The organism is Brevundimonas sp. UBA4553 (assembly GCF_002387245.1).
Lineage (GTDB): Bacteria > Pseudomonadota > Alphaproteobacteria > Caulobacterales > Caulobacteraceae > Brevundimonas.
The window spans coordinates 1-18,555 of sequence record NZ_DGLD01000006.1; the positions used below are offsets into that span (position 1 = coordinate 1).

The following is an 18,555-nucleotide window of genomic DNA, read 5'->3' on the forward strand; positions in this document are numbered from 1 at the left end:
GCCCAGCCCTCCACCGCCCGCTGCGTCAGCGAGGCGGGCGTCTGCGTTACTTCTCCGCCCAAATCGTCGCAGCCACGCAACCGTCACACGACCGTATCGCCCCTGTCGTCCGCAGACAGTCTAAGCTCGGCCGTCAAACGGAGTCCCCCATGCGCCTGCAACGCCGCCAACTGATCTCGACCGGGGCTGCGGCCTTCGCCTTCGCCGGCTTCGCCCGCAACGTCCACGCCCAGTCAGCGGGCGAGGAAACCTACGTCAACCAGGTGGAGGGCTACGGCCCGCTCAAGGCCGACCCGAACGGACTGCTCGACCTGCCCGAGGGCTTTTCCTATCAGGTCATCTCTCAGAGCGGCGAGACCATGGACGACGGCCTGCTGGTCCCCGGTCAGCCTGACGGCATGGGCTGTTTCGCCCTGAGCCCGACCACGGTCGCCCTGGTCCGCAACCACGAGCTGAAAGGCGGACGGGCGCTTCATCGCAACATGGGGCCCGGCGGCTTCCACCATGAACGCCTCGACCTGCTGGACGCCTCCAGAGCCTTTGACACCTACAAGGACGGCCGCCCCCTGCCCGGCGGCACGACCACCCTGGTCTACGACCTCCAGACCCGCAAAACGGTGCGTCAGCACCTGTCGCTGGCCGGCACCTCGACCAACTGCTGCGGCGGCCACACGCCTTGGGGCACCTGGCTGACCTGTGAAGAGACGGTGGAGACTCCCGCCGACGCCGATGTGACCAAGGCCCACGGCTGGGTGTTCGAGGTCCCTGCCGACGCGACAGGTCTCGTTGATCCCGTGCCGCTCAAGGCCATGGGCCGTTTCGACCACGAAGCCGTCTGCATCGACCCCCGCACCGGCATCGCCTACCTGACCGAGGATCAGGGCGACGGCCTCTTCTACCGCTTCATCCCGACCGTTCCGGGCCAACTGGCGCGCGGCGGACGTCTGCAGGCCATGGCCTTCAAGGGCCAGCCCGGCGCCGACAGCGCCAACCACGACGCTCGTATCTGGTCGGTCAATGACTGGCGCGAGGTCGAGTGGATCGACATGGACGATGTCGAGGATCCGGCCGGCGACCTGCGTCATCGCGGCCACGCCGCGGGCGCCGTGAAGGTGGCGCGCGGCGAAGGGATCTTCTGGGGTGACAATGAGCTGTATCTGACCGCCACCTCGGGCGGGCCGCTGCGCCGGGGCCAGATCATGCGCTACGTCCCCTCCCCGAACGAAGGCGGCGCTGACGAAGCCCGCACCCCCGGCCGCGTCCAGCTGTTCGTGGAAAGCACGGACCTGCGCACCATGAATATGGGCGACAACCTGTGCATCGCCCCGTGGGGCCACCTGATCGTCTGCGAGGACAACTATTCCGACGAGGTGCGCAACCACATCAAGGGCGTGACTCCTGACGGCCGCATCTACACCATCGCTCGCAACGTCTTCACCGGGAACTCCGAGTTCGCCGGGGCCGTGTTCTCTCCGGACGGCGAAGTCCTGTTCGTGAACATCATGTACCCCGGCCTGACGATCGCCATCAGAGGCCCGTGGAACGCGGTCCGCTCATGAACAGGCGCGGGCGCGAGCGACGCACCAGCCACAGGTTGACCGTCGCCGCGCCCAGCACCAGGGCCGCCACCGCCTGGTGCAGCGCGCCCAGGGCGATCGGCACGGCGTGCATCAGCGTCACCACGCCCAGCCCGGCCTGCAGCCACAGCCCGCCCGCCAACACGAAAGCCGACAGGCCCAGACCCTCGGCCAGCCGCCAGCGCCAGGCATGAATGGCGTAGGCCGTGCCCGCCGCCAGCAGCAGATAGGCGCCGATGCGGTGATTGAACTGAACCAGCCCCTGATCGTGCAGGAAGGCGATCGCGCCCTTGCCCCACTCGACCGGCGGGAAGACCGCGCCGTTCATCATCGGCCAGTCGGTATAGATAAAGCCCGCCTTGGCCCCGGCCACCAGCCCGCCCAGCAGGCACTGAAGGAAGACCGCGCCCAGCAGCAGCCCCGCGCCCCAACTCCAGCCGCGCGGCGAACGCGAATGGTCGGAACCGCTCCACGCCTCCAACCCCGTCCAGATCAGGCCGGCGAAGATCAGGAAGGCCAGACCCAGGTGGGTCGCCAAACGCTCGGGGGCCACGTCGACCCTCTCTGACAGCCCGCTGGACACCATCCACCAGCCGATCAGGCCCTGGAGACCGCCCAGGCCCAGCAGCACCAGACAGCGTACGATCAACCGCTTCGGCATCCGCCGCCGCAGCAGGAAGACCAGAAAAGGAACCGCGAAGACCACGCCGATGAGACGCCCGACCAGCCGGTGCAGCCACTCCCACCAGAAGATGCCCTGGAACTCGCCCAGGCTCATGCCGGCGTTGACCTGGGCGTACTGCGGAATGGCCTTGTACTTGTCGAAGGCCTCGGCCCACTCCGCCGCGTTCAGCGGCGGTATGGCGCCCATGATGGGCTTCCACTCGGTGATCGACAGGCCAGAGCCCGTCAGACGTGTGACGCCGCCGATGACCACCATGGCGAAAACCATGGCTGCGCTAAGGAACAGCCACAAAGCGACCGCGCGGCTGCGATCCTGATTTACAAAACGGTTCATTCGACGCCTGCCGTTCGCCCCGATACACTGTCGCCAAACCCACCGGGCGACCGGGGCGGTATGCCCCCCAAGCGCGGCAAGATCGAGTCGCTTTCGACGCCAAGGCGTCGCACCATTCTGAAGGAGCGCCCGTGGCGCCATATGCGGATATCGCCATCGCCGTCGTCGGCGCTCTGGTTCTGGCCTGGATCGCTGACCTGCTGACCGGTCGTCGCGGCCTCGGCGGCACGATCCTGGTCGCCGCCGTCGGCGCGGGCTGCGGCGCCTTCCTGGCCATTCGCGTTTTCGCGGTGGCCACGCTGGGCGACTGGATCTGGGTCGTCTGGTCGATGATCGTCGCGGTGACCTGCCTGGTCGCCTTCTTCCTGTTCCGGAGCAAGCGCTGATGGGCGCCCGCACCCGACGATTCGTCGCCACGATCGGCGTTCTGCTGTTTCTGAGCTTCTGGGTCTGGGGCGCAGTCGCGATCAATGATCGCCTGCCGGATATCTGGTGGCTGGACCTGATCTTCTTCGCCGTCGCCGGCATCGGCTGGGGGATACCGCTGATCCCTCTGCTGCGCTGGGCCGAGCGCGAGCCCCAGGCGAAATAGTCGGGAATTGCAAAAGGGGCCGCCCGAAAGCGACCCCTTTAACCAACCAATTTCCCTAGGGAAATGGTCGGAGCGACAGGATTCGAACCTGCGACCCCTTGACCCCCAGTCAAGTGCGCTACCAGGCTGCGCCACGCTCCGAAGGCGCTCCGTATAGACGGCGATTCCGCAGTCCGCAAACGCTAAAACGCTCTTCGAACAACAAGTTCGCCTCAGCGCTGCAGAACAGCCTCCAGCCGCGTCTTCGCCGACTCCAGGTCGGCCAGAAGGGCGCCGAGGCGGGCGGCCTCGAAGGGCGCGGCGGCGGCGACCGCGGGCGCCTCGCGCTCCACATCCGCATCGATCTCCAGCACCGTCGTCGGATCGCCATAGGCGGCCAGTCTGGCCAGACCCTGCTCTTTCTGAAGACGCTGAACGCCGCGGATCGTCAGCCCCTCGTCATGCAGCAGACGACGAACGCCCTTCAGGACCGTGACGTCCTCGGGCCGATAGAATCGCCGGCCGCCTGCGCGTTTGACCGGAGCCACGAAGTCGAACTTCGTCTCCCAGAAGCGCAGGACGTGCTGTGGCGCGCCGACTTCGTCAGCGGCCTCCGAAATGGTGCGGAAAGCGTTCGGGCTCTTGGCCACCTAGTCCTCGACGACCGCGCCGTGAACGCGGCTCTTCATGATCTGCGAAGCGCGGAAACTGATGACGCGGCGAGGATTGATCGCGGCGGGTTCCCCCGTCTTGGGATTACGACCCATCCGGGCGCGCTTTTCTCGCACCTGGAAAACGCCAAAGCCGGACAGTTTCACCATCTCGCCGCGCTCAAGCGATTCGACGACCAGTTCGAGCGTACGCTCGACCAGACCGGAGCATTCCTGGCGGGAAAGGCCCACCTCGTCATGCACCGCCTCGCATAAATCCGCCCGGGTCAGGGTCTGTTGTCCCGTCACTGCGTCTCTCCGCTGCCAATCCGCACGCATAGAAGGGCAAAGTCGCCCCGAATCAAAGCCCTGAATGCAAATCAGAGACGGAAGGCGCAGGCGCCCCAAGTCAGGCCGCCGCCCATTGCCTCGATCACCACCAGGTCGCCGCGTTTGATGCGCCCGTCCTTGATGGCCGCATCCATGGCGAGAGGGATCGACGCCGCCGAGGTGTTGGCGTGCAGCGCCACCGTCGAGACGACCTTGTTTTCATCCAGCCCCAGACGTTCGCCGACCCCGCGGATGATACGCTGGTTGGCCTGGTGCGGCACGAACCAGTCGATCTCGGAGATCTCGACGCCGGCCGCCTGGGTCGCCCCGACGATGGCTTCGGCGATGTTGACGACCGCATGGCGGAAGACCTGATTGCCCAGCATCTTGAGGTGGCCGACCGTGCCCGTCGTGGCCGGTCCGCCATCGACGTAGAGCATTTCCGACTTGGTGCCGTCGCAGCGCAGGGCGAAGCCCAGCACCCCCTGATCCGCCTTGGTGCCCTGCCCCTCGCGCGGTTCCAGCACGAATGCGCCGGCGCCGTCGCCGAACAGGACGCAGGTGGTCCGGTCGGACCAGTCCATCAGCTTGGTCATTTCCTCGGCGCCGATGACCAGAGCGCACTTGGCCATGCCGCGCGCGACGAAGCCGTCCGCCACGCTCATGGCGTAGACGAAGCCCGAGCAAACGGCCTGAACGTCAAAGGCGATGCCAACCGGCGCGCCGAGCTTGCGCTGCACAATGGCGGCGGTGGCGGGGAAGGTCTGATCCGGAGTGGTGGTGGCGACGATGATCAGGTCAACGTCAGCCGCCGTCTTGCCGGCGTCGGCCAGGGCGCGACGCGCGGCCTCGACGGCCAGATCGCTGGTCGGCTCGTCTTCGCGGGCCTGATGGCGCTGATGGATGCCGGTGCGCTCGATGATCCACTCATCCGAGGTATCGACGAACTTGGCCAGGTCGGCGTTGGTGACGACCTTCTCCGGCAGGAAAGAACCGACGCCGGTCACGGCGCTGCGGATAACGCTCACTGGTGGGTCTCCCCAAGGGTTTCGGCGGCGGGCGCGGGCTGTTCCAGAGCGGCGAGACGCCCCAGATTGGCCCCGACCTTGGCCATGTAGTCGCTCCGCGCCAGATCGACGGCGATGCGGATGGCGTTTCCATAACCGCGCGGCGTGGCGCCGCCGTGGCTTTTCACGACGATTCCGTTCAGCCCCAACAATGGGCCGCCGTTGATGGCGTTCGGATCGATCCTGGCCGCCATGCGCTTCAGCGCCGGCATGGCGATCAGGGCCCCCAGCTTGGCGATCGGCCCCGAAGTCAGCGCCTCTTTCAGCAGACCGGAAATGAAGCGCGCCGTGCCCTCTGCCGTCTTCAGGGCGATATTGCCGGTGAAGCCGTCGGTGACGATCACGTCCACCGTGCCCTTGGCGATGTCATCACCTTCGACGAAGCCGTGGTAGTTCAGGGGGATGCCGCCCTCACGCAGGATGGCGTGGGCTTCGCGCACCTCGTCGTGGCCCTTCATGTCCTCTGAGCCCACGTTCAGCAGGCCGACGGTAGGCTTGGCCACACCGTGGACCGCCGACTGGAAGGCTTCGCCCATGATGGCGAACTCGATCAACTGCTTGGCGTCGCTGCCGATATTGGCGCCGACGTCCAGAACCGCCGTGTAGCCGCGCGTTGTGGGCCAGCTGGCGACGATGGCGGGGCGCTCCAATCCCGGCGCCGCCATGCGCAGCAAGAGCTTGGAGATGGCCATCAGGGCGCCGGTGTTGCCAGCCGACACCGCCGCCGCCGCCTCCCCGGTCTTCACCGCCTCGATCGCGTTCCACAGGCTGGAGCCCTTGCCCCGGCGCATGGCCTGGGCGGGCTTTTCGTCCATGGCCACGACCTTGTCGGTGTGGCGCACATCGCAGACGGCGTCGGTCAGAGCGCAGCGCGTCATCTCGGCGCGAATAGCCGCCTCGTCGCCATGCAGCAGAAAGCGCACGCCCTCGCCGTCGTGACGAGAGAGATAGTCCTTCACGCCGCCGACCACGACCGAGGGACCGTGGTCCCCGCCCATGGCGTCAAGCGAGATCAGTGTTGGGGATGCCAAGTGGAAATGGACTCCGTCGCCGTCTTTTCGCGGCTTCATATAGGGATGCAGGACGCAAATGTCGCACCCTTGGGATGCTACCGGGCCGACGTTAGGTCAACCTTCGCTGGACCCGTCCTTCGATTGGAGGCTCTTCAGGACCGCGAACGGAGAGATTTCGCCGGGCTCTTTCGGCTGTTCGAAGACCGCGCCAGGCTTGCGGGGAAAGGGATCCAGGCTCAGCGCCAGTTGCTCGACCGCATACTGGCCGAGGTCGAGGCCGCCGCCTTCGATCCGATCCGGCGAATCGTCATCCAGCTCCAGGTCGATTTCGCCGTCCTCATCGTCCTCGCGCTCGGTCGCTTCGACCATCTGCACCGAGAATTTCCGATCGATGTGCACCGGCAAGGGCTCCAGCGTCAGACCGCAGGTCTGGACTGCATCGGCCACCACCCGTCCCTCGAGGCGCCAGCCCGAAACCGTCGGCACCAGATTGATATCGGTCTCGAAGGCCTCAAGGGCCTGAAGATCCAGCGCGCGGGCGATCCGCTTGCGGGCATCCGCATCCGGCGACAGGCGACGCTGCACGCCGGCGCCGATCTGATGCAGCCTCAACGGCTCGCTGTAGGCCAGGTCAGGAATGACATTCATGCGGCGATCTCCGCCCAGGCCGGGGCCTTGGACACGGTTTCAAACGACTGCGCCGCCAGGTTCCGGCGCGAGGTCACGGCATAACGCGCCAGTGCGACTCCGGTCTCGGCATCGACGCTTTCATAGACATTCTTGGCAAGGGAGGCGGCAAGAGCACTCTCATCCTCTGCACGCAGCGGCCCTTCATAAGCGTTCATCCGGCCGTAGAGCGACTCGCCCAGCTTTCGCATCTTCTTGCCGACCGAGACGTCCCCCACGCCCAGCTCACGCAGGGTGTTGTCCAGTGACGAAATATAGGTGTCGAACAGTTTCTGGGCCGCGACCTCGCCCCGTTCGCCGTCCTGCTTGAGCCGTAGGAAGAGAATCAGCACGTGCAGGGTGTAGAGTTCGAACCGAGCATCGATCCGATCCGCCACCCCCAGCGCGGTGTAAAAATCGGGTTGACGCGCCTGTTCAACCGCCAGGGCATACAAGGCGTCGCCCTGACGCTCATCGGGCCGTTGTCGGAAGAGATTTCTAAGCATGAGCAACAGCCCCTTTTTCGCCGCGCCGTTGCACTAGGACGCAGCGACGGTTAGGTCAAAGACCTTGTTCTGCTGAGGCCGACGCTGATGCCCCGATTTACTCCGATCTTCGCCGCCATTTCACTGGCCGCCGCAGCCGGCGCCTGTGCGCCCGTCGTGGCCACCCAAGGCTTCCAGGCGGTCGACGCCAAGCCTCAGGACGTCGTGGCTGGCACCGACACCAAGGAAACCGTCTTGGCGCGCCTCGGCTCGCCATCGACCACCTCGACCTTCGAGCCCGAAACTGTCTGGTACTACATGACCCAGATGACGGAGCGGTACACCTACAACACGCCGCAGGTGTCGCAGCGGACGGTGACCGAGATCACCTTCAACAAGGCCGACGACAAGGTCGCCGCCGTTCGCACCCTGAGCCTGGCCGACGGTCGCGAAATCGCCATGCAGCGTCGCGAGACGCCCACGCGGGGCCGCCAGCTGACCATTCTCGAGCAACTGCTGGGCAACGTCGGCCGCGGCCAGCTGCCGCGCACCGAGGAAGACGTTCCCGGTCAGCGCCGCCCGGACTAACAAACGAAAGTCCTTCCGGTTAGCCAGGGGCCGATCGCGTCGCGAGCACGGCCCTCTGAATGATCAAACGCCCCGGAGATGCCTCTCCGGGGCGTTCTTCGTTCAGGGATCTGGCGTGGTCCCTAGACGATCTTTCCGCTCGCCAGCACCGCCAACAGCAGCAAGGCCACGATGTTGGTGATCTTGATCATCGGGTTCACCGCCGGGCCGGAGGTGTCCTTGTAGGGATCGCCCACAGTATCGCCGGTGACGGCGGCCTTGTGCGCTTCAGAGCCCTTCCCGTGGACCGCGCCGTTCTTGTCGGTGAAGCCTTCCTCGATCAGCTTCTTGGCGTTATCCCAGGCGCCGCCTCCCGAGGTCATCGACACGGCCACGAACAAGCCCGTGACGATGACGCCCATCAGCATGGCCCCCAGGGCGGCGAAGGCGTTGGCCTTGTCCGGCTGGATGAACAGAACCACGACGAACAGGACGATCGGCGACAGCACCGGCAAGAGGCTGGGCACGATCATCTCGCGGATGGCCGCACTGGTCAGGATGTCCACCGCCTTGCCGTACTCGGGCTTGGTCTGGAAGGTCATGATGCCCGGGTTTTCGCGGAACTGGCGACGCACCTCGGCCACCACGGCCTCGGCGGCGCGGCCCACCGCCGTCATCGACATCCCGCCGAACAGGAAGGGCAGCGCCCCGCCGAACAGCAGGCCGACGACGACGTAGGGGTTGGACAGGTCGAAGGCGACCGCCCCCATGCCGTGGAAGAAGCTGCCCGGCGTCGCCTCGGCCGAGAAATGCTTCAGATCTTCCACATAGGCAGCGAACAGGACCAGAGCTCCCAGGCCCGCAGACCCGATGGCGTAGCCCTTGGTCACGGCCTTGGTGGTGTTGCCCACCGCGTCCAGAGCGTCGGTTGAGACGCGGACTTCCGGCGGCAAGCCCGCCATCTCGGCGATGCCGCCGGCGTTGTCAGTGACGGGGCCAAAGGCGTCCAGCGCCACGATCATGCCCGCCACGCCCAGCATGGTCGTAGTGGCGATGGCGATGCCGAACAGGCCCGCCAACTGGAAGGCCGCGACGATGCCGACGATGATCGTCAGGGCCGGCAGGGCCGTGGATTCAAGCGAGACGGCCAGACCCTGGATCACATTGGTGCCGTGACCCGAGACCGAGGCGTTGGCCACCGACTTGACCGGACGGAAGCCCGTGCCGGTGTAGAACTCGGTGATGACCACGATGGCCGCCGTGACCAGCAGGCCGACGACGCCGGCCCAGAACAGGTTCATCGGCTGGATCAGCAGCCCGCCCGAGGTCTCGACCGCGCCAGGCAACAGGGAGTTGATCACCCACCAGACCGCGCCGACCGACAGGACGCCCGTCACGATCAGGCCCTGATACAGGGCGCCCATGATGTTGCCGCCCTTGCCCAGACGGACAAAGAAGGACCCCACGATCGAGGTCACGATGCAGATCCCGCAGATCGCCAGCGGCAGCAGCATCATCACTTCGACATAGGGCTGGTTGCGGAAGAAGATGGCCGCCAGGACCATGGTCGCCACGGTCGTGACGGCATAGGTCTCGAACAGGTCGGCGGCCATGCCGGCGCAGTCGCCGACGTTGTCGCCCACATTGTCGGCGATGGTGGCGGCGTTGCGGGGATCATCCTCGGGAATGCCGGCCTCGACCTTCCCCACCATGTCGCCGCCCACGTCGGCGCCCTTGGTGAAGATGCCGCCGCCCAGTCGCGCGAAGATGGAGATCAGCGAAGCGCCGAAGCCCAGGGCCACCAGTCCGTCCACGACCGTACGGCTGGTGGCGTCAAAGCCCATGCCCTGCGTCATGAAGGCGTAGTAGCCGGACACGCCCAAGAGCGCGCCGCCGGCCACGAACATGCCGGTGATGGCGCCGGAGCGGAAGGCCAGGTCCAGCCCCTTGGCGAGGCTTTCGGACGCCGCCTGCGCCGTGCGCACATTGGCCCGCACCGAGATCAGCATGCCGGCGAACCCGGCCGCGCCGGACAGCACCGCCCCGATCAGGAACCCGAGCGCAGCCCAGGGCCCGATAAGCAAAAAGGCCGCGACCAAGATCACGACCCCCACCATACCAATCGTTGTGTACTGACGCTTCAGATAGGCCGAAGCCCCTTCCTGAATCGCCGCCGCGATTTCTCGCATCCTGTCATTACCAGTGCCGGCCTTCATCAGGGCGGCGGTCTGGACAGCGCCGTAAAGCACCCCCAGCGCGCCGGCCGCGATGACCAGCCATAGATAGTTCGTCATGGCGTTTCCAAGCCCTTGTGCAACAAGCACACGGATCCTTGGCGCGGGCGGGCGTTTCGCCTCTCTCCGCCTTCCGGTCCCCCCGTGCGCCTACGGACGCAACCTCACGTCCCCCGGGAATTGCGGCTTAACAGTGTCAAAAGCCGAAGCATGACGCAACAGCGGTTTCTGGAGCCTTAGCTTATACGCCCTGCATGCCCGTGCGGCGGCGCGGGGACTGGCTGACAACCTCGACGCGGGTCACGGCGCCGCGCCCGATCAGGGTCGTGGCCGAACGGATCAGGCTGGCGCTCAGCGCCGTCGTATCCAACGCCACCCAGGTGTCAGGCAGGACGAAGGGCGTTCGGTGCCCGGCGCGGATCAGGGCGTCGCGCAGGTGAGCCTCCTTCGCGCGGACCGCTTCCACCGTGTGGCCGGCGCCGAGGTGCAGCTTGAGCAAAATGAAGACGTAGTTCCGCACGCGGCCGTCGGTGATGACGGGCAGGCCCATGCCAGGCAGATTCAGGACGGCGGCGGCGGGTGCGGCTTTCTCGCTGGCACGTGCGACCCCAGCCACGGCAGAGGCGGTCAGGACGGCTCCGGCCGTGATCAAGGCGCGACGTTGCATGACCATTCCCCTAGCCTGTCCCGGTTAGGATTCCGTTGCCTAGTCGTGGGTCCAGCCGATGCGGGTCGGAGTGATCTCCGCGCCGAGGTGACGCACGACGACGCCCCGCCCCTCGACCACGCGGCCGATCCGCGTCAGGCGGAGGTGGCGGCGCTCGGCCTCTCGGCGCAGGGCGTTCTCGGCCCCGGCCGGCACGGTCAGGATGATCTCGTAATCGTCGCCGCCGGCCGCCAGCAGCTCCAGCGCGCCTTGCGGATCCACGCGGCTGTCCAGCCAGGCCTGGGCCGCCGCCGACAGGGGAAGGACCTCCAGATCCAGCTCGACGCCGACCTTGCTGGCCTCGGCGATATGGGCCGCATCAGCCAGCAGGCCGTCCGACACGTCGGCGCTGGCGGTGGCCAGGCCCCGCACGACGGTGGCGAACTCCACGCGCGGCATGGGGGTGCGGTAGGCGGCCTCCAGCGCGTCCATGCGCTCGGGCTCCAGCGACAGCGCCCCCTGCACCGCCTGAAGGCCCAGCCAGCCATCGCCGATCGTGCCGGTGACGAAGACCAGATCGCCGGGACGGGCCCCGCCCCGACTGACGGTCGAGGACGACGGCGCCCAGCCCATCAGGGTGGCGGAAAAGCTGGCCGGCCCCGGCGTCTTGACCGTATCGCCGCCCAGCAGGGCGATGTCGAAGATGGCCTGATCGCGCCGCAGGCCGGCGACAAAGGCCTCGCGCTCCGGCCAGCCGCAGCGTTCGGACCAGTGACAGGCCAGCAGATAGCCGAAGGGCTCGGCCCCCTTGGCCGCCAGATCGGACAGGTTCACGCGCAGCAGCTTCTGCGCCACGGTGTCCAACGGGTCGTCGGGCAGGAAGTGGACGCCCTCGACGATGGCGTCCTTGGTCAAAATCAGATCGTGCCCCGGACGCGAGGGCAGCACGGCCACGTCGTCGGCAAGCCCCCTCGCCCATTCCGGGTGCGCCAGCGGCTTCAGCAGCCGCTGGATGGTCTCGAATTCGCCAGCGACGTCAATCGCGGGCATCGCGCGCCACGCCGTCGAGCGCCGCGTTCACGAACTTCGCCTCTGCTTCATCGAAGAAGGCCTTGGCCAGCTCGACATACTCGTCGATGACGATTTCACGCGGCACGTCGGGCTTGGACTTCAGCTCCCACGCGCCGCAGCGCAGCAGGGCGCGAAGCGTGGCGTCCAGACGTTCCATCCGCCAGTTGGAGGCAAGACGCGCCTTGACCGCCTCGTCGATGCGACGCTGGTCCTCGACCACGCCGTGGACGATGTCAGAGAACCAGTCCTCGTCGGCCTCGGCCAGGGGCGCGCCGTCGATGTCCGCGTCGAAGCGGTGGTTGCGGAACTCCTTGACGACGACTTCGACGCCCTCGCCCGCCAGTTCCATCTGATACAGAGCCTGGACGGCGGCCAGACGGGCCACCGTGCGGGCGCGACGCTGGCGGCTGGTCAGTTGCGGCTCGGCGCGAGCCCTATCCGCTTCGGCCAGTTGCGCCATGACTTCGGCGACGGTGGCCGGGGTGGTGTTGGTCGGCTCGGTCACGAGGCCAGTCCTCCGCGCAGGCGCTTGCGCAGCGCAATCAGGTCCAGACAGGCGCGGGCGGCGCCGCCGCCCTTGTCGCCTTCGCTCATCCGGGCGCGCGCCCAGGTCTGATCCTCGTCCTCGGTCGTCAGGATGCCGTTGCCGATGGCCAAACCCTTGAGACCCAGATGCATGATGCCGGCCGCCGACTGATCGGAGACGATCTCGAAGTGGTAGGTCTCGCCGCGGATGACGCAGCCCAGGGCCACATAGCCGTCGTAGCGCGGCGCGGTCGGATAGCGGCCAGCCTCTTCGGCCATGGCGATGGCGGTCGGGACCTCCAGAGCGCCGGGCACGGTGACGACGTCGAACTGCACGCCTTGCGCGCGCAGGGCGTCCTTGGCCCCTTCCAGGAGGGCGTCGGCCAGATCGTCGTAGTAGCGCGCCTCGACGATCAGGACGCGGGTGGGGTCGTTCAGGATTGGTCTTCTCCGTCCATATCGCGCCAGCCCACGATGCGCAGGCCGTAGCCTTCAAGCGCCGTCGGATTGGGCCGCGTCGAGCTCATCACGATCATGTCTTTGACGCCGAGGTCGAGCAGAATCTGGGCGCCGACGCCATAGGCTTTCAGCGAACGATCCACGGCGGCGGGCTTGCTGGTTCCACCGAGCCGCTCGGCCAGACCCTGAAGGCCCGGGTCGCGCAGGAAGACGACGACCCCCGGACCATCATTGGCGGTCAGGGCCTGCATCGCCTTGGGGATATAGTCCTGTCGCGCTTCGACATGACCCAGCAGGTCGGCGGCGAAGTCGATCTGGTGCATTCGCACGACGGTGGGCTTGCTGGGGTCGATATCGCCGCGCACCAGGGCGATGTGTTCGGCGCCCTCGATGGTGTTGCGGTACAGGATCAGCTTGAACGGTCCGCCGTGGACGCTCTCAAACGGCGTCTCCAACACGCGCTCGACAAAGCGCTCGGTGCGACGCCGATAGGCGATCAGGTCGGCGATGGTGCCGATCTTCAACCCGTGCAGTTGGGCGAAGGCGACAAGGTCGGGCATCCGCGCCATCTCGCCGTCGTCCTTGATGATCTCGCAGATCACGCCGGACGGGTTCAGGCCGGCCATACGGCTGATGTCGACCGCCGCCTCGGTATGGCCCGCGCGAACCAGAACGCCGCCGTCGCGCGCGACCAGAGGGAAGATATGGCCGGGCGAGACGATGTCGTCCACGCCACGCGTCGGGTCGGTGGCGACCTGGATCGTATGCGAGCGGTCGGCGGCCGAGATGCCCGTGGTCACGCCTTCCTTCGCCTCGATCGAGACGGTGAAGGCGGTCTTCATGCTCTCGCGGTTATCGGCGGCCATCGGCGGCAGACGAAGCTGCCGCGCGCGGTCGCCGGTCACGGCCAGGCAGACAAGCCCGCGCGCGTGCCTGATCATGAAGTTGATCTGGTCCGGCGTCGCGAACTGGGCCGGAATGACGATATCGCCCTCGTTCTCGCGATCCTCGGCGTCCACCAGGATGTAGGGACGGCCGTTGCGGGCGTCCTCGAGAATGTCCTCGATCGGGCTGATCGGGCTGTCGTTCATGTTCGCCGCCAGTTGCATCACGCCGTCTCCTGCCAGCGCGCGAGATAACGCGCCAGCATGTCGATCTCCAGATTGACCCTGTCGCCTGCCTTCAGGGCGCCAAGCGTCGTCGCATTCCACGTATGCGGAATGATGTTCAAGTCGAAGCGGCGCTCTTGCACCCCATTCACGGTCAGGGAAACCCCATCGACGGTGATTGAGCCCTTGGGTGCGATAAATCGGTGCAGAGGCGCGGGCGCCTCGACCACGATGCGGTGCGATCCGCCCTCGGGCGTGATGGAGACGACTTGGCCCAGCCCATCAACATGACCCGAGACGATATGGCCGCCCAGTTCGTCGCCCAGTCTGGCCGCGCGCTCCAGATTGACGCGCGCGCCCTCGGCCCAATCGCCCAGCTTGGTCTTCGACAGGGTCTCGCCGGAAACCTCGACCGCAAACCAGCCCTCGCCCTTTTCGGTGACGGTCAGGCAGCAGCCCGCGTGGCTGATGGAAGCGCCCAGATCTATGGTCGCCGTATCCCAGACGGTTTCGACCTCATAGCGACGGTCGCGGTCGGTTTGGCGGACGCTGCGGACGCGGCCGATGTCGGTGACGATGCCGGTGAACATGGATACTCCGGTCCCTTCGGACCCAAAAACATAGTCTGAATAGTCTGAATCGTCTGAATTCAGCCGCCGGAGCGCGCGTAGCGTTCCCACAGGTCGTCTCCGACAGGCTCGACGCCCAGACGACGGAACTTGGGGGCGTCGGCCAGCTTTGCAAGCGCCAGAGACGCAATGCAGGCCCTGCCCTCCCCGCCCAGCAGAAGCGGAGCGCGGAACCATTCGATGGCGTCCACCACGCCCGCCTGCAGGAAGGAAGCGGCGACGCGGCCGCCGCCCTCGATCAGCAGGGATGTGACGCCGCGCGCGGTCAGGGCCTCCAGCACGGCGGAAACGGCGGGGTGGCCGTCGTCGGCGGCGACCGCGACGGTTTCGGCCTGGCCGATGGCGTGGGGCGCGGCGGTCGTCAGAATCAGGGTGTTTCCACTAGCGACCTTGGCCGTCGCGGGCGTGCGCAGGCGGCTGTCGAGGACCACGCGCAGCGGATGTGTTCCGGCGTAGTCGGGAAGACGCACGGTCAGTTCAGGATCATCCGCCAGCACCGTCTCGACGCCGACCAGGATGGCGTCATGGCTCGCGCGCAAGCGATGGCCCTGCTGTCGGGCTTCCGGTCCGGTGATCCACTGGCTTTCGCCGGACGCCGTGGCGATACGGCCGTCGAGCGACGTCGCCAGCTTCAGGGTGACGCGCGGTCGCATCACGCCTTGCCAGGTTCGTCGGCGCTCCCGTCGAAACCCTCGTCGCCGAGGAACTTGGCGAAGTCGCCGGTGTGGCGGAAGTCCTTGTAGACCGAGGCGTAACGGACGTAAGCGACCTCATCGACCGACTTCAGCGCCTTCATGATGAAGTCGCCGACGATGTGCGAGGGGATCTCGGTCTCGCCCAGGCTTTCGAGCTGGCGCACGATGCGGCTGACCAGCAGCTCGACCTGATCGGGCTGCACCGGGCGCTTGCGCAGGGCGATGCCCAGCGAGCGTTCCAGCTTGTCGCGGTCAAAGGGGGTGCGGCGGCCGTTCCGTTTCAGGATGACCAGTTCGCGCAGCTGCACCCGCTCGAAGGTGGTGAAGCGCCCGTTGCACTGCGGGCAGGACCGACGGCGGCGGATGGCCGCGCCGTCGTCAGACGGGCGGCTGTCCTTGACCTGGGTGTCGGCGTTTCCGCAGAAGGGGCACTTCATCCGGTCGGTCCCTTAGCGGTAGATCGGGAATCGGGCGGTCAGTTCGCGCACCTGGGCGGCGACGCCCGCTACGACGGCCGGATCGGCTTCATCGCCGCCGTTCATCGACGAGACGACGTCGGCGATCCAGTGGCCGATCTGCTTGAATTCTTCCTCGCCGAAGCCGCGCGTGGTGCCCGCCGGGGTGCCCAGGCGGACGCCCGAGGTGACAGTGAAGGGCGCGGTGTCGAACGGCACGCCGTTCTTGTTGCAGGTCATCAGCGCCTTCTCGAGTTCATGCTCGGTGGCCTTGCCGGTCACGCCCTTGGGACGCAGGTCGACCAGCATCAGGTGGCTGTCGGTGCCGCCCGAGACGATCGCCAGGCCGCGCTCGACCAGGACGCCGGCCAGGGCCTGGGCGTTCTTGACCACCTGTTGGGCATAGCCCTTGAACTCGGGCTTCAGCGCCTCGCCGAAGGCCACGGCCTTGGCGGCGATGACGTGCTCCAGCGGGCCGCCCTGCAGACCGGGGAAGACGGCCGAGTTGATCTTCTTGCCCAGGTCCGCGTCGTTGGACAGGATCATGCCGCCGCGCGGGCCGCGCAGGGTCTTGTGCGTGGTGGTGGTGACCACGTGGGCGTGCGGGATCGGATCCGGATAGACGCCGCCGGCGATCAGACCGGCGTAGTGGGCCATGTCGACCATCAGATAGGCGCCGACGCTGTCCGCGATCTCGCGGAAGCGCTTGAAGTCAATGTGGCGGCTGTAGGCCGAGGCGCCGGCCAGGATCAGCTTGGGCTTCTCCTTCTGGGCCATTTCAGCGACGTGGTCATAGTCGATCAGATGGGTGTCTTCACGGACCTTGTAGGTCACAGGGCGGAACCACTTGCCCGACTGGTTGGCAGGCGAACCATGGGTCAGGTGACCGCCGCAGGCCAGATCCATGCCCAGGAAGGTGTCGCCGGGCTGCAGGAGGGTGAAGAAGACGGCCTGGTTGGCCTGGGCGCCCGAGTGCGGCTGAACGTTGGCGAAGGCGGCGCCGAACAGTTCCTTGGCGCGCTCGCGGGCCAGATCCTCGGTGACGTCCACGAATTCGCAGCCGCCATAGTAGCGGCGGCCCGGATAGCCCTCGGCGTACTTGTTGGTGAGTACCGAGCCCTGAGCGTCCAGCACCGCCTGCGAGACGATGTTTTCGGAAGCGATCAGCTCGATCTGCTCCTTCTGACGACCCAGTTCGCCCTGGATGCCCTTGAAGATCGCCGGATCGGCGTCGGCGAGGCTCTTGGAGAAGTATGCGTCGTGGGTGAAGGCGGTCACTGGCGGGCATCCCGGAGGCTGGAGCGAAAACGGCGCCCCTATCTAGGCCGCGTCGCGGAACACCACAACATCTAGGGGGTCAGCGCTGCGACAACGCTCGTTTCAGTTTGGCGATGGCCACCCGCTCGACCGCGCGCGGTTCCAGCGCCGGGCCCATGGCGGAAACCTCGACGCCCGTGGCCGTATGGATGGCCGAGCATTTCACATAGGTCCCGTTGCGGACGAACTCGACGATGACCTCGCCCAGTTCGGCGTCCTGCATCAGGCGGCGACCGGGCGACGCGCGACGTTGCAGTGCGAGAACAGCCTGTCCATCGCATCGACCAACTTGTCGATCATTCCGTCGTCATGATTGGGCGACGGGGTGAAGCGCAAGCGCTCGGTGCCCTTGGGCACGGTCGGATAGTTGATCGGCTGGACGTAGATGCCGAAGTCCTCCAGCAGCATGTCCGAGATCAGCTTGCAGTGGACCGGGTCGCCGACATGGACCGGGACGATGTGGCTGACGCTGGGCAGGACCGGGATGCCGGCCTCGACCAGGCGGCGTTTCAGGGTCGCAGCGCGCTCCTGATGGGCGTCGCGCAGTTCCGGATGAGCCTTTAGATGACGCACCGAGGCCAGGGCGCCGGCGGTCAGGGCGGGCGGCAGGCTGGTGGTGAAGATGAAGCCCGATGCCCAGCTGCGCACGGCGTCCACGATCACCGCGTCGGCGGCGATGTAGCCGCCCATGACGCCAATGGCCTTGCCCAGGGTGCATTCGATGATGTCGATGCCGTCCAGGACGCCGTCGCGCTCGGCCACGCCCGCGCCTGTGTCACCATACAGGCCCACTGCATGGACCTCGTCCAGATAGGTCATGGCGCCGTATTTCTTCGCCAGGGCGATGGTGCCGGCGATGTCGGCGATGTCGCCGTCCATCGAATAGACGCTCTCGAAGGCGATCAGCTTGGGCGCAGCCAGAGGCGCGGCGGCCAGCAGTTCCTCGAGGTGCGCCAGATCGTTGTGGCGGAAGATATGGCGCGGACCGCCGCCGTGGCGGATGCCCTCGATCATCGAGGCGTGGTTCAGGGCGTCCGAGAAGATGATCAGGCCCGGCAGGATCTTCTGCAGGGTCGACAGCGTCGCCTCATTGGCCACATAGCCCGAGGTGAACAGCAGGGCCGCTTCCTTCTGGTGCCAGCTGGCCAGCTCGGCTTCCAGATCGACCGCCGAACGGGTGGTGCCCGAGATGTTGCGCGTGCCGCCGGCGCCGGCGCCCACCGCCTCGATCTCGGCCGTCATGGCGTCCAGCACCACCGGGTGCTGGCCCATGCCGAGGTAGTCGTTGGAACACCAGACCACGACGTCCTGTTCGGAGCCGTCGTCGCGGCGGCGGACAGCCTGCGGGAACTGGCCGCGCAGGCGCTTCAGGTCGGCGAAGACGCGATAGCGACCTTCGCTGCGAACCTGCTCCACCGAGTTTTGAAAGGCGGCCTTATAGTCGAACAAGACGGTAGTTCTTTCGCTTATA

23 protein-coding genes and 1 tRNA gene are annotated in these 18,555 nt (G+C 66.7%); 4 read left to right on the forward strand and 20 right to left on the reverse strand.

Going from position 1 to position 18,555, the window contains the following annotated elements; genetic code table 11:
• Positions 1-149 precede the first annotated feature (149 nt).
• Positions 150-1,559 (forward strand): alkaline phosphatase PhoX, encoded by a 1,410-nt coding sequence (locus B4A39_RS04730; RefSeq protein ID WP_292033843.1) that lies wholly within the window; start codon positions 150-152, stop codon positions 1,557-1,559.
• Here B4A39_RS04730 and B4A39_RS04735 read toward each other — a convergent pair.
• The gene (locus tag B4A39_RS04735) at positions 1,528-2,595 is read right to left on the reverse strand and encodes a COX15/CtaA family protein (protein WP_292033846.1); all 1,068 of its coding nucleotides are present in this window, start codon (positions 2,593-2,595) and stop codon (positions 1,528-1,530) included. The two genes, B4A39_RS04730 and B4A39_RS04735, sit on opposite strands and share 32 nt — an antisense overlap.
• A 131-nt stretch (positions 2,596-2,726) precedes the next feature.
• Between B4A39_RS04735 and B4A39_RS04740 the strand changes: the two genes are divergently transcribed.
• Positions 2,727-2,981, forward strand: coding sequence for a transglycosylase (locus tag B4A39_RS04740; RefSeq protein ID WP_292033848.1), 255 nt, complete (start codon positions 2,727-2,729; stop codon positions 2,979-2,981).
• Positions 2,981-3,187 carry a DUF2842 domain-containing protein gene (locus B4A39_RS04745; protein ID WP_292033850.1) on the forward strand — a complete coding sequence of 69 codons (207 nt, stop codon included), beginning with the start codon at positions 2,981-2,983 and terminating at the stop codon, positions 3,185-3,187. Before B4A39_RS04740 ends, B4A39_RS04745 begins: the two co-directional genes overlap by 1 nt.
• A gap of 64 nt (positions 3,188-3,251) precedes the next feature.
• Here the strand turns inward: B4A39_RS04745 and B4A39_RS04750 are convergent.
• From B4A39_RS04750 to B4A39_RS04780, 7 genes are all read right to left on the reverse strand, one after another.
• Positions 3,252-3,328 (reverse strand) — tRNA-Pro (locus B4A39_RS04750).
• Positions 3,329-3,399: 71 nt separating this feature from the next.
• Positions 3,400-3,816 (reverse strand): MerR family transcriptional regulator, encoded by a 417-nt coding sequence (locus B4A39_RS04755; protein ID WP_292033853.1) that lies wholly within the window; start codon positions 3,814-3,816, stop codon positions 3,400-3,402.
• On the reverse strand, positions 3,817-4,125 hold the full coding sequence (locus B4A39_RS04760; protein WP_292033855.1) for an integration host factor subunit alpha: 309 nt from the start codon (positions 4,123-4,125) through the stop codon (positions 3,817-3,819).
• 71 nt (positions 4,126-4,196) lie between these two features.
• Complete coding sequence (locus B4A39_RS04765; protein ID WP_292033857.1) at positions 4,197-5,174, reverse strand: beta-ketoacyl-ACP synthase III; 978 nt, start codon at positions 5,172-5,174, stop codon at positions 4,197-4,199.
• On the reverse strand, positions 5,171-6,244 hold the full coding sequence (plsX, locus tag B4A39_RS04770; RefSeq protein WP_292033859.1) for a phosphate acyltransferase PlsX: 1,074 nt from the start codon (positions 6,242-6,244) through the stop codon (positions 5,171-5,173). The genes B4A39_RS04765 and plsX overlap by 4 nt, the downstream gene beginning before the upstream one ends.
• A gap of 96 nt (positions 6,245-6,340) precedes the next feature.
• Complete coding sequence (locus B4A39_RS04775; RefSeq protein WP_292033861.1) at positions 6,341-6,874, reverse strand: YceD family protein; 534 nt, start codon at positions 6,872-6,874, stop codon at positions 6,341-6,343.
• Positions 6,871-7,347, reverse strand: a complete 477-nt coding sequence (locus B4A39_RS04780) for a ubiquinol-cytochrome C chaperone family protein (protein ID WP_292033863.1) — start codon at positions 7,345-7,347, stop codon at positions 6,871-6,873. The genes B4A39_RS04775 and B4A39_RS04780 overlap by 4 nt, the downstream gene beginning before the upstream one ends.
• Before the next feature lie 138 nt (positions 7,348-7,485).
• Here B4A39_RS04780 and bamE point away from each other — a divergent pair, with 138 nt between their 5' ends.
• Positions 7,486-7,965, forward strand: coding sequence for an outer membrane protein assembly factor BamE domain-containing protein (bamE, locus tag B4A39_RS04785; RefSeq protein WP_292033865.1), 480 nt, complete (start codon positions 7,486-7,488; stop codon positions 7,963-7,965).
• 122 nt (positions 7,966-8,087) lie between these two features.
• On the opposite strand, the gene B4A39_RS04790 is transcribed toward bamE, so the two are convergent.
• From B4A39_RS04790 to hemA, 12 genes are all read right to left on the reverse strand, one after another.
• Positions 8,088-10,238, reverse strand: a complete 2,151-nt coding sequence (locus B4A39_RS04790; RefSeq protein ID WP_292033869.1) for a sodium-translocating pyrophosphatase — start codon at positions 10,236-10,238, stop codon at positions 8,088-8,090.
• 181 nt (positions 10,239-10,419) lie between these two features.
• A complete protein-coding gene (locus tag B4A39_RS04795) occupies positions 10,420-10,845 on the reverse strand; it encodes a hypothetical protein (RefSeq protein ID WP_292033874.1) in 426 nt (141 codons plus the stop codon).
• Between the two features lie 39 nt (positions 10,846-10,884).
• Positions 10,885-11,874: a thiamine-phosphate kinase gene (gene thiL / locus B4A39_RS04800; protein ID WP_292033877.1), complete on the reverse strand. Its 990-nt coding sequence runs from the start codon at positions 11,872-11,874 to the stop codon at positions 10,885-10,887.
• Positions 11,861-12,355 (reverse strand): transcription antitermination factor NusB, encoded by a 495-nt coding sequence (gene nusB / locus B4A39_RS04805; RefSeq protein ID WP_292034198.1) that lies wholly within the window; start codon positions 12,353-12,355, stop codon positions 11,861-11,863. The genes thiL and nusB overlap by 14 nt, the downstream gene beginning before the upstream one ends.
• 41 nt (positions 12,356-12,396) lie before the next feature.
• Positions 12,397-12,861: a 6,7-dimethyl-8-ribityllumazine synthase gene (ribH, locus tag B4A39_RS04810; RefSeq protein WP_409449568.1), complete on the reverse strand. Its 465-nt coding sequence runs from the start codon at positions 12,859-12,861 to the stop codon at positions 12,397-12,399.
• The gene (gene ribB, locus B4A39_RS04815) at positions 12,855-13,988 is read right to left on the reverse strand and encodes a 3,4-dihydroxy-2-butanone-4-phosphate synthase (RefSeq protein WP_292033879.1); all 1,134 of its coding nucleotides are present in this window, start codon (positions 13,986-13,988) and stop codon (positions 12,855-12,857) included. The genes ribH and ribB overlap by 7 nt, the downstream gene beginning before the upstream one ends.
• Positions 13,988-14,578 carry a riboflavin synthase gene (locus tag B4A39_RS04820; RefSeq protein ID WP_292033881.1) on the reverse strand — a complete coding sequence of 197 codons (591 nt, stop codon included), beginning with the start codon at positions 14,576-14,578 and terminating at the stop codon, positions 13,988-13,990. The genes ribB and B4A39_RS04820 overlap by 1 nt, the downstream gene beginning before the upstream one ends.
• A gap of 59 nt (positions 14,579-14,637) precedes the next feature.
• Positions 14,638-15,270, reverse strand: coding sequence for a bifunctional diaminohydroxyphosphoribosylaminopyrimidine deaminase/5-amino-6-(5-phosphoribosylamino)uracil reductase RibD (ribD, locus tag B4A39_RS04825; protein WP_292033884.1), 633 nt, complete (start codon positions 15,268-15,270; stop codon positions 14,638-14,640).
• Complete coding sequence (gene nrdR, locus B4A39_RS04830) at positions 15,270-15,749, reverse strand: transcriptional regulator NrdR (protein WP_292033887.1); 480 nt, start codon at positions 15,747-15,749, stop codon at positions 15,270-15,272. Before nrdR ends, ribD begins: the two co-directional genes overlap by 1 nt.
• A 12-nt stretch (positions 15,750-15,761) precedes the next feature.
• Complete coding sequence (gene glyA, locus B4A39_RS04835; protein ID WP_292033890.1) at positions 15,762-17,045, reverse strand: serine hydroxymethyltransferase; 1,284 nt, start codon at positions 17,043-17,045, stop codon at positions 15,762-15,764.
• A gap of 79 nt (positions 17,046-17,124) precedes the next feature.
• Positions 17,125-17,307, reverse strand: coding sequence for a DUF6898 family protein (locus tag B4A39_RS04840; protein ID WP_292033893.1), 183 nt, complete (start codon positions 17,305-17,307; stop codon positions 17,125-17,127).
• Positions 17,307-18,533 (reverse strand): 5-aminolevulinate synthase, encoded by a 1,227-nt coding sequence (gene hemA / locus B4A39_RS04845; RefSeq protein WP_292033896.1) that lies wholly within the window; start codon positions 18,531-18,533, stop codon positions 17,307-17,309. The genes B4A39_RS04840 and hemA overlap by 1 nt, the downstream gene beginning before the upstream one ends.
• Positions 18,534-18,555 lie beyond the last annotated feature (22 nt).